Origin of the sequence: Aeromicrobium phragmitis (assembly GCF_003674095.1) — a bacterium.
Taxonomy (GTDB): Bacteria; Actinomycetota; Actinomycetes; order Propionibacteriales; family Nocardioidaceae; genus Aeromicrobium; species Aeromicrobium phragmitis.
In genome coordinates, this window is sequence record NZ_RDBF01000010.1 from 34,580 (window position 1) to 49,365 (window position 14,786).

General features: G+C 68.7%; 14 protein-coding genes and 2 tRNA genes. 10 read left to right on the top strand and 6 right to left on the bottom strand.

The window, feature by feature from the left end:
* Positions 1-141: 141 nt before the first annotated feature.
* Together D9V41_RS12590 and D9V41_RS12595 are read right to left on the bottom strand one after the other, a co-directional pair.
* Complete coding sequence (locus D9V41_RS12590) at positions 142-528, bottom strand: globin (RefSeq protein ID WP_121794930.1); 387 nt, start codon at positions 526-528, stop codon at positions 142-144.
* Positions 525-1,430 carry a mechanosensitive ion channel family protein gene (locus tag D9V41_RS12595; RefSeq protein ID WP_121794931.1) on the bottom strand — a complete coding sequence of 302 codons (906 nt, stop codon included), beginning with the start codon at positions 1,428-1,430 and terminating at the stop codon, positions 525-527. The genes D9V41_RS12590 and D9V41_RS12595 overlap by 4 nt, the downstream gene beginning before the upstream one ends.
* Positions 1,431-1,464: 34 nt before the next feature.
* Here D9V41_RS12595 and D9V41_RS12600 point away from each other — a divergent pair, with 34 nt between their 5' ends.
* Complete coding sequence (locus D9V41_RS12600) at positions 1,465-1,734, top strand: hypothetical protein (protein WP_121794932.1); 270 nt, start codon at positions 1,465-1,467, stop codon at positions 1,732-1,734.
* 59 nt (positions 1,735-1,793) lie between these two features.
* On the opposite strand, the gene pepN is transcribed toward D9V41_RS12600, so the two are convergent.
* Positions 1,794-4,313 (bottom strand): aminopeptidase N, encoded by a 2,520-nt coding sequence (pepN, locus tag D9V41_RS12605; RefSeq protein WP_121794933.1) that lies wholly within the window; start codon positions 4,311-4,313, stop codon positions 1,794-1,796.
* A gap of 59 nt (positions 4,314-4,372) precedes the next feature.
* Here pepN and D9V41_RS12610 point away from each other — a divergent pair, with 59 nt between their 5' ends.
* The 5 genes from D9V41_RS12610 to D9V41_RS12630 all read left to right on the top strand — a co-directional run bounded on the left by D9V41_RS12610 (position 4,373) and on the right by D9V41_RS12630 (position 8,703).
* Complete coding sequence (locus tag D9V41_RS12610) at positions 4,373-5,527, top strand: glutamate--cysteine ligase (RefSeq protein ID WP_121794934.1); 1,155 nt, start codon at positions 4,373-4,375, stop codon at positions 5,525-5,527.
* Positions 5,524-6,129, top strand: a complete 606-nt coding sequence (locus D9V41_RS12615) for a mycothiol-dependent nitroreductase Rv2466c family protein (RefSeq protein ID WP_121794935.1) — start codon at positions 5,524-5,526, stop codon at positions 6,127-6,129. Before D9V41_RS12610 ends, D9V41_RS12615 begins: the two co-directional genes overlap by 4 nt.
* 131 nt (positions 6,130-6,260) lie before the next feature.
* On the top strand, positions 6,261-6,719 hold the full coding sequence (locus tag D9V41_RS12620) for a ribose-5-phosphate isomerase (protein WP_121794936.1): 459 nt from the start codon (positions 6,261-6,263) through the stop codon (positions 6,717-6,719).
* Entirely contained in the window at positions 6,712-7,533 is an 822-nt protein-coding gene (locus D9V41_RS12625) for an Fpg/Nei family DNA glycosylase (RefSeq protein ID WP_121794937.1), read from the top strand. Before D9V41_RS12620 ends, D9V41_RS12625 begins: the two co-directional genes overlap by 8 nt.
* A gap of 60 nt (positions 7,534-7,593) precedes the next feature.
* A complete protein-coding gene (locus D9V41_RS12630; protein ID WP_121794938.1) occupies positions 7,594-8,703 on the top strand; it encodes a PP2C family protein-serine/threonine phosphatase in 1,110 nt (369 codons plus the stop codon).
* 24 nt (positions 8,704-8,727) lie between these two features.
* Here D9V41_RS12630 and D9V41_RS12635 read toward each other — a convergent pair whose 3' ends face one another.
* The 3 genes from D9V41_RS12635 to D9V41_RS12645 all read right to left on the bottom strand — a co-directional run bounded on the left by D9V41_RS12635 (position 8,728) and on the right by D9V41_RS12645 (position 10,421).
* Entirely contained in the window at positions 8,728-9,588 is an 861-nt protein-coding gene (locus D9V41_RS12635) for an NmrA family NAD(P)-binding protein (RefSeq protein ID WP_121794939.1), read from the bottom strand.
* Positions 9,589-9,749: 161 nt separating this feature from the next.
* Positions 9,750-9,823 (bottom strand) — tRNA-Gly (locus D9V41_RS12640).
* 58 nt (positions 9,824-9,881) lie between these two features.
* Positions 9,882-10,421, bottom strand: coding sequence for a nucleoside/nucleotide kinase family protein (locus tag D9V41_RS12645; protein WP_208006852.1), 540 nt, complete (start codon positions 10,419-10,421; stop codon positions 9,882-9,884).
* Positions 10,422-10,491: 70 nt separating this feature from the next.
* Here D9V41_RS12645 and D9V41_RS12650 point away from each other — a divergent pair.
* The 4 genes from D9V41_RS12650 (at position 10,492) to tig (ending at position 14,764) form a co-directional block, all read left to right on the top strand.
* Positions 10,492-10,565, top strand: a tRNA-Pro gene (locus D9V41_RS12650).
* A 231-nt stretch (positions 10,566-10,796) separates the two neighbouring features.
* Positions 10,797-12,662, top strand: a complete 1,866-nt coding sequence (locus tag D9V41_RS12655) for a C69 family dipeptidase (RefSeq protein WP_208006853.1) — start codon at positions 10,797-10,799, stop codon at positions 12,660-12,662.
* Positions 12,663-12,738: 76 nt separating this feature from the next.
* On the top strand, positions 12,739-13,254 hold the full coding sequence (locus D9V41_RS12660) for a metallophosphoesterase family protein (RefSeq protein WP_121794941.1): 516 nt from the start codon (positions 12,739-12,741) through the stop codon (positions 13,252-13,254).
* 130 nt (positions 13,255-13,384) lie between these two features.
* Positions 13,385-14,764: a trigger factor gene (tig, locus tag D9V41_RS12665; protein ID WP_121794942.1), complete on the top strand. Its 1,380-nt coding sequence runs from the start codon at positions 13,385-13,387 to the stop codon at positions 14,762-14,764.
* Positions 14,765-14,786: the final 22 nt, after the last annotated feature.

Here is a 14,786-nt window from a genome sequence, read left to right on the forward strand (position 1 = left end):
CGGGCCTACTCGACCACCGAGGAGGTGGTTCTCGGGCCTACTCGACCACCGAGGAGGTGGTTCTCGGGCCTACTCGACCACCCGTGGTGGTTGCGTTCGCGCCTACTCGACCACCTACCGCCGGAGCTGGCCGAGGGTGGTTCAGTCGGGGGTGTTGACCATGAAGTTCGCGGCGTGCTGGGCGTAGGCCCAGAACTGCGCGTCGTGCTCAGGCTCGAGCTTGGCGGCATCCAGTCCGGCCCGGAAGTGCTGCAGCCAGCGGTCGCGCGCCTCGGCATTGACCGCGAACGGCGCGTGGCGCATCCGCAGCCGCGGATGTCCGCGCTGCTCCGAATAGGCCGTCGGCCCGCCCCAATACTGCTCGAGGAACATGGTGAACCGCTCGGCCGCCGGCCCGAGGTCCTCCTCGGGGTACATCGGCCGGAGCACCTCGTCGTTCGCGACACCCTGGTAGAAGACGTCGACGATGAGCTCGATGGTCGCGCGCCCGCCGATCGCCTCGTAGAAGTTGTCGTCGCGGGCACTCATACGGTTCCTCCTGGCGGGATGATCGTGGCAGGGATGCGGATGCCGGCGGCGTCGAACCGCCGCTTGACCTGCTCGCGCATGGCGCGGGCGACGTTCCACTGTTGCAGCGGTGCGGTCTTGAGCACCACGCGCACCACGACCCCATCCTTGTCGAACCGCTCCACGCCCCACACCTCCGGGGGCTCGATGATGACGCCCTCGTAGTTCGGGTCGGCGTACATCTCGCTGGCGACCTCGCTGAGGATCTGCTGCGCCTGGTCCAGATCGGAGTCGTAGGCCACAGTGACGTCGAGGACGGTGCGCGCCCAGTTCTGGCTCGAGTTGCCTACGCGCAGAATCTCCCCGTTGCGGACGTACCAGACGGTGCCGTCGATATCGCGCAGCCGGGTGACCCGCAGACCGACGGCCTCGACCGTGCCGATGGCTTCACCGAGATCGACGACGTCGCCGACGCCGTATTGATCCTCGAGCATCATCGAGATGCCGGCGAGGAAGTCCTTGACGAGCGTCTGCGCACCGAAACCGAGGGCGACGCCGACGATGCCCGCGCTGGTCAGCAGCGGTGCGACCGGGATGCCGAAGCTGGCGAGGATGGTCACCACGGTGATCGTCATGATGATGCCGGTCGCGATGCTCTTGAGCAGCGAACCGAGCGCCTCCGCACGTTGGCGGCGGCGCTGCGCGACCGGCTCGGGACGCTCGACGGACTTGGCGCCACCGGCGAGGTTGGCCAGCGGGGTGGGAACGGTGGGCGTCTTGGACGCCTGATGCGTGAGCCGATCGATGAGCCGGTTGACGAGCCACCGCAGCACGAGCGCCACGATGACGACGACGACGGCCTTGAGCGGAAGTTCGACGAATCGGTTGAACCACGGTTCGTCGAGCACGTCGAGGTCAGGCATAGTTCCCAGCCTACGGGCCGATACGATGAGCCCCATGAGCATCGTCGTTCGTGCCCTCAGCACCCTCGCGGCCACCGTGACAGCTGTCCTCGTCGTCTCCGCCGGCTCCGCCGCCGCGTCGACGGCTCCGAGCACGTGGGATCTCGACGATCCGATGAGCACGCTCGAGGCACTCGCGATCTTCGGCGGCATTCCGCTCGCGCTGTTCGTCGTCATCACGCTCTTCGCGGCGATGACCGCACGCAACAACTTCGAGCCCGCTCCGCCCCAGCCCGAGGACGAGGACGCGCACTCCTCGCACTGACAGTCTGAAAGACGAAGGGGCCGCACCCGCTCGGGTGCGGCCCCTTCGTCATGCCGGCATCAGTTCCGAGCGCGGGCGCGCAGGGCGCGGGCGAGGTCGTCGCGGCCCTCGCGCACGTAGCGGACGGCGGCGGCGGGCGCCGCCGTCCGGTCCAGCCATCCGTCGACCTTGCGCAACGTGTCCTCGCTGGGGTTGGCGAGCGGGAACAGGTCCACGAGGGCGATCTGGCCGATCCACACGCCCTGCTCGTCGATGATGGTCTCGGCCATCTCGAGGTACTGGTCGACGTAGGGCTCGAGGAGGTCGGCCTGGCCGAACACCTGGAACGCCCCGGCGATCTGGCGGCGCGTCTCATTGGGCGTCTCCTTGGCGACGACGACCTTGCGCCACGCGTCCGCCTTGGCCTCGGCCGAGGGGCGGATCGCCAGTGCCGCGGCGCCGCGCTCCTGGCCCGCGTTGGTCGGGTCGCGGTCGATCTCGATCCCGATCTCGGGCTCGGACAGCTCGCCCAGCCGGGCCAGTGCGGTGACGAGCGTCCAGCGCAGGTCCGTGTCGACGGTCAGGCCCTCGACCTCGCCGTCGAGCACACGGCGCACTCGATCCGGGGCCGAGGCGGCCACCGCGAGCGCGCGAGCGAACGCCAGCTGGTGGTCCGTACCCGGCTCGGCCGAGGTGAGGAGCTGCCAGAGACCGTCCTCCCACGCGCGGGCGAGCTCGGCGTGCTCGTCGTCGGGGGTGAACGCGCGAACGGCCGCGGTGCCCTGGCGCAGCAGCGAGCCCACGGCGGTGAGGTCGGTCTCGGTGCCCACGCCGGACAGCACCAGGCGGACGAAGTCGGCGGACGCGAGCTCGGCGTCGCGGGTCATGTCCCAGGCCGCGCCCCAGCACAGCGCGCGGGCGAGCGAGTCCTCGATCGCCGCGATGCCCGAGAGCAATGTGGAGAACGAGCGCTCATCGAGGCGGATCTTGGCGTAGGTCAGGTCGGCGTCGTTGAGCAGCACGAGGTCCGGCTGCTTGCGTCCGACGAGCTCGGCGATCTCGGTCGAGGCGCCGTCGATGTCGACCTCGACCCGGTCCGTGCGGGTGATGGTGTCGCCGACCTTGTCGTACAGGCCGATGCCGATGCGGTGCCGTCGCAACGTCGGGAAGTCCGGGTGCGCCGACTGCTCGACCGCGAACGCGCTGAAGTTGCCGTCGTCGTCGGTGCGGAAGGTGGCCCGCAGGGTGTTGACGCCCGAGGTCTGCAGCCACTCCTGGGACCACGAGGACAGCTCGCGGCCGGACGCGGCTTCGAGTTCGACGAGCAGGTCGCGCAGTTCGGTGTTGCCGTAGGCGTGCTTGTCGAAGTAGGCCCGCAGTCCGGCGAAGAAGTCGTCCTCTCCGACCCACGCGACGAGCTGCTTGAGCGCGGACGCGCCCTTGGCGTAGGTGATGCCGTCGAAGTTCGCCTCGACCGCGTGGAGGTCGTAGTTGTCTGCGGCGATCGGGTGCGTGGAGGGCAACTGGTCCTGACGGTAGGCCCAGTTCTTGCGCTGATTGGTGAAGCCGGTCCACGCCTCGGTGAAGCGCGTCGCATTGACCTGGGCGTGATGGGACGCGAACTCGGCGAACGACTCGTTGAGCCACAGGTCGTCCCACCAGCGCATCGTCACGAGGTCACCGAACCACATGTGCGCCATCTCGTGGAGGATCGTGTTGGCGCGCTGCTCGTAGGCGGCGACCGTCTGGCGGCTGCGGAAGATCATCTCGTCGCGGAAGGTCACACAGCCGGCGTTCTCCATCGCGCCCATGTTGTACTCGGGCACGAACAGCTGGTCGTACTTGCCGAACGGGTAGCCCATCTGGAAGGCGTCCTCGAAGAAAGCGAAGCCCTGCTTCGTGATCTCGAGGATGTCGTCGGCGTCGAGGTACTCGACCAGGGACTGACGGCAGAACACACCGAGCGGGATCTCGCCGTGCTCGCCGCGGTAGACGTCGCCGACGACGTGGTACTCGCCGGCCACGAGTGCCGTGATGTACGTCGACATGCGCTTGGTCGGCGCGAAGTGCCACACGGCGGTGCCGTCGCGGACCGGCTCGGGATCGGGCGTGGGGGAGTTGCTGATGACCTGCCAGTGCTCCGGCGCGGTGATGTGGAAGGTGAACTCGGCCTTGAGATCGGGCTGCTCGAACGTCGCGAAGACGCGGCGAGCGTCCGGAACCTCGAACTGCGTGTAGAGGTAGACCCGGTCGTCGGCGGGATCGACGAAGCGGTGCAGGCCTTCGCCGGAATTGGAGTAACGGCAGGTGGCCTCGACGACGAGTTCGTTCTCGGCGGCGAGGTCGTCGATCGGGATGCGGCTGTCGGCGTAGACGGCCGGGTTGATCGACTCGCCGTTCAAGGTGATCGCGGAGATCTCGCCGTCGACGAGGTCGACGAACGTCGAGGCTCCCTCGGTGGCGGTGAACCGGATCGTGGTGACCGACCCGAAGCGATCGGTGGAATCGAGGGTCAGGTCGAGGGCGACATCGTAGGTCTGGGTGTCGACCACGGACGCGCGCTGCTGGGCTTCTTCGCGGGTGAGATTCGTGCCGGGCATACGGCCTACTCTTACATCACTGGGCGGGCGAATTCGCGCGGGTCCGGCAGGATGGGGACGTGGAGGAGATCCGGTTCGCCCCCTCGCGGCGGTCGACCGTGGGCATCGAGTGGGAGCTCGCGCTCGTCGACAGTGACTCGGGGGACCTGCGTCAGGTCGCCCAGACCGTCCTCGACGCCGTGGCGGGCCCGCGGGGTGAGGAGCATCCGCACATCAAGCAGGAGCTGCTGCTCAACACGATCGAGATCGTGACCGGCGTGTGCGACACCGTGGGAGAGGCCGCCGACGACCTCGGGAGCAGCATCGAGTCGCTGCGCCCGATCCTCGATCCGTTGCGCGTGGAGCTGATGTGCGCGGGCACGCACCCGTTCGCCCGGTGGACGCAGCAGAAGGTCACCGACCGACAGCGTTACGCCACCCTCATCGACCGCACCCAGTGGTGGGGCCGCCAGATGCTCATCTACGGCGTGCACATCCACGTGGGCATCGAAGAGCGCGACAAGGTACTGCCGATCAGCCGCGCCCTGATGACGCACTACGGACACCTCCAGGCGTTGAGCGCCTCGTCGCCGTTCTGGGGCGGCCAGGACACCGGTTACGCCTCCAACCGCGCGTTGATGTTCCAGCAGCTGCCCACCGCCGGTCTGCCGTTCCAGTTCGACACGTGGCCGGAACTGGAGCGGTACGTCGCCGACATGCTCAAAACCGGAGTCATCGACGTCTTCGACGAGATCCGCTGGGATATCCGGCCCTCGCCCAAGTTCGGCACGATCGAGGTGCGGGTGTGCGACGGCATCCCGACGATGGCCGAGCTGGCGAGCATCGCCGCGCTCACGCAGTGCCTCGTCGAGTACTACTCGCGCGAGCTCGACGCGGGCCGTCCGACGCCGGCATTGCCGTCGTGGTTCACCCAGGAGAACAAGTGGCGGGCCGCGCGGTACGGGATGGACACCATCCTCATCCTCGACGCGGCGGGGCACGAGGACCTCGTCGCCACCGACCTGTCCGACCGCGTACTGCCGATGCTCGAGCCGGTCGCCACCGACCTCGGCTGCCGCGGGGAGCTGTCGGGCGTGCGCGACATCATGGATGCCGGCGCGTCCTATCAGCGGCAACGTGCCGTTGCGGCGCGCCATGGCGGCGCCTTGGACGCCGTCGTCCGATCGCTCGTCGCGGAGATGCGTGCGGGCCGACCTGTGGAAGGGGAACTGTGAGCAAGGAGACCGTCGGCTTCTGGTTCGATCCGCTGTGCCCGTGGGCCTGGATGACCTCCCGATGGATGCTGGAGGTCGAGCAGGTGCGCGATGTCGAGACCCGCTTCCACCTGATGAGCCTGTACGTGCTCAACGAGGACAAGGACATCCCCGACGACTACCGGGAGATGCTCTCGACCGGGATGGAGCCGGTTCGGGTGTGCCAGGCCGCGGCCGAGCATGCCGGTGACGCGGTGCTGCGCGACCTCTACACGGCGCTCGGCACCCGACGTCACCATGACGGCCGCGACTTCGACCGGGAGTTGTTCGTCGAGGCGCTCGAGGAGGTGGGGTTGCCCGTCGAGCTCGCCGATGCGGCGAACTCGACGCAGTACGATGACGCGATCCGCGCCTCGCACGCCGAGGGAATCGGTCTCGTCGGCGAAGAGGTCGGCACTCCGGTCATCGCCATAGCCGGCATCGCCTTCTTCGGACCCGTGTTGAGCCCCGCACCCCGCGGTGAGGATGCCGGCAAGGTCTTCGACGGCGCGCGGCTGCTCGCCGGCTACGAAGGTTTCTTCGAACTCAAGCGCACCCGCACCCGCGACCCGATCTTCGACTGACGGTGAGCGGTGACCCATCCCGCACCTGGCCCCCGCCGGTGCAGCGGGCGGTGAGCTGTCACGCACCTTCGGCCCGCGAGTGCGTGATGGGCCACCGCCCAGTGATGTGAGATGCCTGGGATACTCGTGTCATGCGCGTCCACATCGGTGCCGATCACGCCGGCTACGAGCTCAAGACCCATCTCATCGCCTGGCTGACCGAGCGGGGTCACGAGCCGGTCGACCACGGAGCGTTCGAGTACGACGCCGACGACGACTACCCGCCGTTCTGCGTCGCCGCGGCGGAGGCGACGGTGGCCGACCCCGGTTCGCTGGGCCTCGTGCTCGGCGGCTCGGGCAACGGCGAGCAGATCGCGGCCAACAAGGTCAAGGGCGCGCGCGCGGCCTTGGCCTGGAGCGTCGAGACGGCGCAGCTCGCCCGCCAGCACAACAACGCGCAGATCATCGGCATCGGCGCACGTCAGCACCCGATCGAGGAGATCGAGGCGATCGTCGAGGCCTTCCTCACCACGCCGTGGAGCGACGCGGGCCGCCACCAGCGGCGCATCGATCTGCTCGCGGAGTACGAGGAGACCGGCGCGTTTGCCTGAGGGTCACACCCTTCACCGCCTCGCGCGAGAGCTGACCGAGGCGTTCGGCGGTCGTCGCGTGGCGTCCTGCAGTCCGCAGGGCCGCTTCGCCGCCGCGTCGCTGCTGGACGGCGATGTGCTCAGTGAAGGCACGGCGTGGGGTAAGCACCTCTTCGTGAGGTTCGAGAGTCGTCCCGAGCAGGTGCACGTTCACCTCGGGCTGTACGGCGCGTTCCGGTTCGACGAGGCGGATGACCCTCCCGTCGTCGGTCAGGTGCGGTGGCGGCTCGCCCGCCCCGGACTGACCGCCGACCTTCGCGGCCCCACCGCCTGCGAGCTGCTGATGCCCGACGAGGTCGACCGCGTCATCGGCCGCCTCGGTCCTGACCCGATCCGCAAGGACGCCGATCCCGAGCGGTTCGTCGCCCGGGTACTTCGTTCCCGGGCGCCGATCGCGACCCTGCTGATGGATCAGGCCGTCATCGCAGGGGTGGGCAACGTCTACCGGGCGGAGGTGCTCTTCCGGCTCGGCATCGACCCCTTCGTTCCCGGGCGGGAGCTGCACGCCAAGCGCGTGCGGGCCATCTGGGACGACCTCGTCGACCTGATGGCGGCCGGCGTGGAGTCTGGTCGCATCGACACGGTCCGACCCGAGCACGAGCCCGAGGCGATGGGGCGACCTCCGCGCGAGGACGACCACGGCGGGGAGGTCTACGTGTACCGACGCTCGGGCATGCCGTGCTGGGTATGCGGAACTCTCGTACGGACGCAGGTGATGGCCGCCCGCAACCTGTTCTGGTGCCCGCGCTGCCAGCGAAAACCGCGCCGTCGCTGACCGACTTCATCACACTCGGCGTTCCGCTGGATTCGTGCCTCTCCCCGATAGTGTTCATACATGCTGTCGTCGACCTCTCCGCGCCGTTCGACCGTGCGGTATGCCGACGAGCTGGTCGATCGCTGGCGTCAAGGAAGTTCCGAAGGGCAGACGGTGGTCCTGTCGGTGCTCATCGCGACGACCGTCCTCATGTTCTTCGGATCGGTGACCTGGTACGGGGTGTTCCCTGCGGTGTCGTTCCTGCTCCCGCTCGTCGTCGGCGGGCTCATGCTGCGGTGGAAGCCGCTCGCCGGACTCACGGCGGTGGCATTGATCGCTGCGCTAGGCGCGGTCGGCATCGAGGCGACGCGCAGCGGGCTGCCCGCCGGCCGGCTGGGAACGATCACGGTCATCGTGATCGTCGCGTTGCTGCAGTTGTACATGGCGCGGCTCAACCGCTCCGAGTTGCCCGGGCCCCTCGGGCAGGCGATGTTCGTGGACCTGCGTGATCGGTTGCAGGCCCAAGGCAGGATTCCCCAGCTTCCTGAGGGATGGCGCACCGACTCCCAGGTCCGTTCGGCGGAGGGAACAAGCTACGCGGGCGACTTCATGGTCGCGCGCCTCTCGCAGGACGAGAAGCGTCTCGAGCTGGTTCTCGTCGATGTCTGCGGCAAGGGAGTGGCTGCGGGCACCCAGGCTCTGCAGTTCTCCGGAGCTTTGGGCGGGCTGATCGGCTCGCTTCCGCCGCTCGGGTTCTTCCTGGCGGCCAACGACTACCTGCTGCGCCAGCACTGGGTCGAGGGTTTCGCCACGGCGGTGCACGTCGTCATCGACTTCGACACCGGCCGGTACACGATCTTGAGTGCCGGTCATCCGCCGGTGCTGCGGTGGTGCTCTCGCAACGACGACTGGTACATCGATGGAGCCAGTGGCACGGCGCTCGGCGTCATGGACCGCCCCCACTTCCAGTCGAGCGAGGGTGTCCTCGAGCGTGGAGAGGCGCTCCTGCTCTACACCGACGGCGTCGTGGAGTCGCGCGATCACGACCTGGCCGACGGCATCCACGCCCTGCAGGAGAACGCGGCCGAGGCGATCCGGCTCGGCTTCGCCGGCGCACCCGCCCGCATTCTCGAGCGCGTGCCCGACCGCGGCGACGACCGAGCCGTGGTGCTCATCGAACGCGAAGTCTGACCCGGCTGTGCGGCCGGGACCAGGTCAGGCGAGGTGCTCCGCCGCCCAACTGCGCAACGTGGTGGGCGTGGTGGTAACCAAGGAGCGCGGGTCCTCGGGCGTGTAGTCGTCGCGGATACCGGCAGTCATCAAGACGATCGCCTCCACCTGCGGTCCGGAGAGCCCGAACGCCGACAGCTGCGACCGGACGTCGTCGTCGCTCACCTGGCGCGCCTCGACCGGTCGGCCCAGCACGGACGTCAGGACGCCCGCAACCTCGCGGAACGACAGGTCCTCGGGTCCGTGAACGGCTTGGACGACGCGGCCGGACCACGACGTCGACAGGAGCCGCGCCGCGGCGACGGCAGCGATGTCCTGAGGGTCCACCCACGGCAACCGGCGATCGAGGTCCATGGCAGTGGTCAGCGCCCCCTCGTGGATCGCCGCCGCGTCCATCAGCAGGTTGGTGAAGAAGTAGCCGCAGCGCAGGTGGGTGACCGAAGCGCCGCTGGCATCGAGCGCCAACTCGTTGGCAGCCAGGCCGTCGATCTCGCCGACGCCCTGACGTTTCTCGGCTCCGCCGCTGGACTGGAACACGATCCGAGGAATGTCGTTGCGTTCCACCGCAGTGCGGATGATGCGGGCGGCGGTGGCATGCGCGTCGAGCGGGTCTCGATCGGCGGCGGTAGGGCTGACCCAGTACAGCGCCCGCAGGCCCTGGGTCGCCTCGAGCACGGACTTCTCGTCCCACGCATTGAAGGCCACAGCATCGACGAGGCCGGAGACCTCCGCATCGAGCGTGGCCGGGTCACGCACGAGCGCCCGCGGGCGCTCGCCCGCCTGGATCAGCAGACGCAGGACGTGTCGACCGACGTTCCCTTTGGGGGTCGCTACCGCAATCGTCATTGCAACTCCTCTCGTTCGTATCAGCGGACCTACGAGCTGTGTTCCGATGATGACGGCGCGGACTGACAATCCGGGTTCGGAGCGGCGATGGCCGTCGGTGAAGAGAGCGACGAGGGTGAATGAGAAGACCCCGCCCGGCGTGGCCGGACGGGGTCGAAGAGAGCGGACGACGGGACTCGAACCCGCAACATTCTGCTTGGAAGGCAGAGACTCTAGCCAATTGAGCTACGTCCGCGATGCTGCCGTCGGCAGCGGCTCTATCGTGCCACACCCCGCCTCGCAGTGTGCAAGCACTACCCCGCGCGGATGACGAGATCGGCGGCTCCGGCGGTCATCTCCCGGGAGAAATGCGCGCGTTCCTGCTCGGCCCAGACGTCCCACCAGGGAGCGAAGGTCTTGCCGTCGCGGGCGAGGGCACGCTCCTTGCGGACGTCGTCGGGTGCTTCGAGCCACACCAGCAGGCTCAGGAACGGCCGTAGTGGCGTCGCTCCCGCGCCGACTCCTTCGACGATCAACGTGGGCGCCGGCGACACGACGATCGAGTCGCCCGGGCGATCGTGTTCCCAGTCCCAGCGTGGCACCCGCCCGAACTCGTCGACGGCGAGCGCGGCCAGGACGTCGCGCACGAGCGGAACCGTCGCCTCCAAGCCGCGCCAGCCGGGGTAGATGTCCTCCAGGCTGAACACCGGCGCGGCGAGGCGGCGGGCGAGGCGCTCGGCGAACCATGACTTGCCAGCGCCGCTGCGTCCGTCCACCGCGACCACCCGGACACGACCGCACGCCGGCTCGCGATCAGCGAGCGCCCTGTGCACGACGTCCAGTGCGGAACTCACGCTCCGATCGTGCCAGGTAACTCACAGGGCGGCACGAGCGTTAGGATCATCGGGTCGGCGCAGCCGGCGCCGGGATGTAGCGCAGCTTGGTAGCGCATCCGCTTTGGGAGCGGAGGGTCGCAGGTTCGAATCCTGTCATCCCGACTTGGTGTGACCGGACCGGGACGGCGCTCGGTGGCGGGCTCCCGCCTGCGGTCAGCGTACCCCGGTCGGCGGCGTCACGAGCGTTGGGTTATCGCGCACGCGCCAGATAGCCTCAGCCGAATCGCGGCCGTCCGCATCCCCTGCCCCCGGTGAAGCGGACTCCTTCCTAGTGTCGATACATGCCCGGGGCACGGTGCGTCGGGCATGTCATGTCGCCTACTCAGGAGAAGCGTGTTCCCCTTCCGCCGAAGTTCAGTCCGCCCTCGATTCCACCGTCGCGCCGCCTCGATCGCGCTGACGTTGGGCCTCGTCACCGCCGCGGCGCCCGTCGTAGCGCAGGAAGCTCCACACCGCGGCGGCCCCGATGCCGATCCCGACAAGTCCATCGCCTTCTACGTGGGCAAGGACCTGACCGCCGACGGGCATCCGCTGATCGGCGGCTTCGGCCACGAGCCGTCCAGTCACTGGGTCGAGGTAGTGCCGGAGCAGGACCACCCTGACGGCGCCACGATCACCGTCGGCGTCACCGAGGACGCCGATATGCCCGGTGAGCTCAGCGAGATTCCGCAGGTCGAGCACACCTACCGGTACATCACGTCGAACTACTCCGAATTCACCGGACTGCCCGCACCGCTCACCAACGGCGGGATCAACGAGAAGAACGTCGCCGCGCGTGACGTCTGGTCCAACTCGCGTGAAGAGCTCTGGGACATGACGCCCACCGATCAGACGGGGCCGCAGTACTCCGACCTCGCCCGGATCGCGATGGAGCGTGCGGACACCGCTCGGGACGCCGTCGAGATCCTCGGTGATCTCATCGACACCTACGGTTACAGCACCTATGGGGGCAACTCCCACCTGTTCGCCGACGAGAACGAAGGCTGGATCTTCATCGAGTACTCCGGCGGAGAGGGCCTCTGGGCGGCGGAGCGGCTCGGGTCCGACGAGGTGCGCGTGTCGTATCCCGGCTACATCAAGGAGTTCCCGACCGACGCACTGAACGGCGAGGACCCGGACTACCTCGGCTCCAGCAACCTCGTGAGCTTCGCGGAGGAGCAGGGCTGGTACGACGCGGCGACGGACGACGTCTTCGACCTGCAGGAGATCTACCAGCAGCCGTTCCCGACCGAGCAGTTCGAGGTGGGGGAGATCGCCGACCCGGAGGACCCCGCTCCCTACCGCAACCCGATCTCCTTGGAGGCCGAGCTCGAGGAACTGGCCCCCGTCTCGCTCCAAGACATGATGCGGCTCGTCCGCGACCCGCGGTGGTCCGATGACCGCTCCGGGTATGGCCACGTCGCCGAGTTGCGGTCCGACCTCGTCGATCCGCGGCTCATCACCCTGTGGGTCGCGCCGACCGCCGCCGTCACCGCGCCCTACACGCCGATCGCGATCGGCACGCAGACTCTCCCCGAGGAGTTCTCGCAGCATCGCTACCTCACGGCCGAGGCGAGCTCGACGTACCTGAATCCGGAGTTCGCTGAGCAGGAGGCGACCGAGTACGCCACGCAGACCTACAAGCGGCTGATGTACGCCACCTGCGCACGTCCCGAGGAGTACCTCGGGGAAGTGACGGCTGCGTTCGAGGGCTTCGAGGCGAGCACGATCGAGGAGTGGCAGGACGTCCAGCAGGAGGCCGCGGACGTCGTGGAGGACGGCGGTGATCCCGCCGAAACGCTCACGACGTACACGTCCAGCAACGCTCTTGACGGACTCGCACTCGGCAATCACCTCCTCGACGACGTGCTGGCCCGGTCACGCGCCGACGGCGGACTCCGCACGCCGAGCGTCGAGATCGACGAGGGCACGACGGCGTCCGCGCGGTCGCAGTCGATGGTCCTCGACGGGGTGAGCGCGCGCGACCGGATGAACTGTGACCTGGGTGGCGGCTGGGCCGACGGATCGACGCTCGACCGTCAGGGTGAGTACGGCGACCCGGAGGATGTCCCGGACTACTCGGCGGCGCACGTCACCGGGCGGCCCGCTGCGGACGATGATGCGGGCGGGTCGCAGGCGTTGATCCTCGGCTTCGGCGGTCTCGTCGTCGGTCTGGTGCTCGGAGCTTTGACCGAGGGCTGGCGCCGCCGACGCGCCTGACGAGTGGAGGGGTGCGCTGCCAGGCGCACCCCTCCACCGGCGCGCGCCCCTGCCCGCGCCTTGGCAGGATGGAGCGGTGCCGACGCGACTGCTCCTCCTCGCCGACACCCACGTGCCCGCCCGGGCCAAGCGCGTTCCCGGCGACGTGTGGCGCGCCGTCGACGCCGCCGACGTGGTCGTGCACGCCGGGGACTGGGTGGACGTCGCGACCCTCGACGCGCTCGAGCAGCGTGCCGCGCGGCTGATCGGGGTCCACGGGAACAACGACGGGCCGGAACTGCGCGCTCGGCTGCCCGAGGTCGCCATCGAGGAGATCGAGGGTCTGCGTTGCGGCGTCGTGCACGAGACCGGCGCGGCCCAGGGCCGGGAACGACGGATGGACGAGACGTATGCCGGCCATAGGTTGGACGTGCTCGTCTTCGGTCACAGCCACATCCCGTGGGACACCGTCACGCCCCGCGGGATGCGGCTGCTCAATCCCGGCTCTCCGACCGACCGCCGACGACAGCCGGTCTGCACGATGATGACGGCCATCGTCGACGGCTCCGAGTTGCGCGACGTCACCCTCGTCCCGGTCGACCGCGACAGCTGACTACTCCTCGGGAACGCCCGCGCGGGCCCTGGAACGGCCATCAGTCCCGCCCCGTACACTGAAGTGTGGCCCGGGCGAGCCGTGACTCGTCGTGCCCCGATGCTTTCCGACCAACCCAGGAGTCAACAACGTGAAGAGCAGCACCGAAACGCTGAGCCCCACCCGGGTCAAGCTCACCATCGAGGTGCCGTTCGAGGAGTTCAAGCCCAACCTCGACAAGGCGTACAAGTCCATCGGCTCGCAGATCACGGTTCCTGGGTTCCGCAAGGGCAAGGTGCCGGCGGCGATCGTCGACCAGCGCATCGGCCGTGCCGCCGTGCTCGACGAGGCGCTCAACTCCGCGCTCCCGGGGTGGTACAACGAGGCTCTGCAGCAGGAGAACCTCCAGCCGCTCGGCCAGCCCGAGATCGACCTCACCAAGTTCAACGACGGCGACGACATCGAGATCACCGCCGAGCTGGACGTCCGCCCCACGATCGAGCTGCCCGAACTGTCGGGCATCGAGGTGGAGGTCGAGGACGCCGAGGTCACCGACGCCGACATCGACGAGCAGCTCGCATCGCTGCGTGAGCGCTTCGCCACCTTCACCGACGTCGACCGCGCGGCCGCCGACGGCGATTCGGTGACGATCGACCTGTCCGCCGCCCAGAAGGACGGCACCCCGATCGAGGAGGCCCAGGCCTCCGGTCTGCCGTACGTCGTCGGCAAGGCCACGATGATCGAGGGCCTCGACGAGGCGCTGATCGGCCTCAACAAGGGCGAGAGCAAGACCTTCGAGACCACGCTCGTGGGCGGCGACCTCGCCGGCCAGGACGTCGACGTCACCGTGACCCTCACCGAGGTCAAGGAGCAGCACCTGCCCGAGGTCGACGAGGAGTTCGTGCAGATGGCCTCCGAGTTCGACACCGTCGAGGAGCTCCGTGAGGACCTGCGTGAGCGCCTCACCCGCGGCAAGCGCATGGAGCAGGCCGCCGAAGCCCGCGACCTCGTGCTCGAGCAGATCCTCGACAAGGCCGAGGTGCCGCTGCCCGAGACCCTGGTCGAGACCGAGCTGACCGCCCGGCGCGACCAGGTCCAGCAGCAGCTCCAGTTCGCCGGCCTGACCTTCGAGGGCTACCTCGAGGACCAGGGCCAGACCGCCGACGAGTTCGAGGCCGAGCTCGAGCGCGGCGTCCGCGACTCGATCGCCGCGCAGTTCGTGCTCGACCAGGTCGTCGAGAACAACGAGTTCGGCATCGACGACCAGGAGCTCAGCGAGCACATCATGCGCCGCGCCCAGGAGTCGGGTCAGGACCCGAACCAGTTCATCCAGCACATCATGGAGCACAACCACGTGCCCGAGATGGTCGGTGAGGTCATGCGCGGCAAGGCGCTCGCCTCGCTCGTCGAGGGTGCCACGGTCAAGGACAAGTCCGGCAACGTGCTCGACCTCGCCGGCCTCCGCGCCGACGGCTCGGTCGCCGACGCCGCCGACGCCGCCGACGCCGCCGACGAGGAGTCCGCCAGCTGACCTTGCCGCGCTGTCGTCGCCC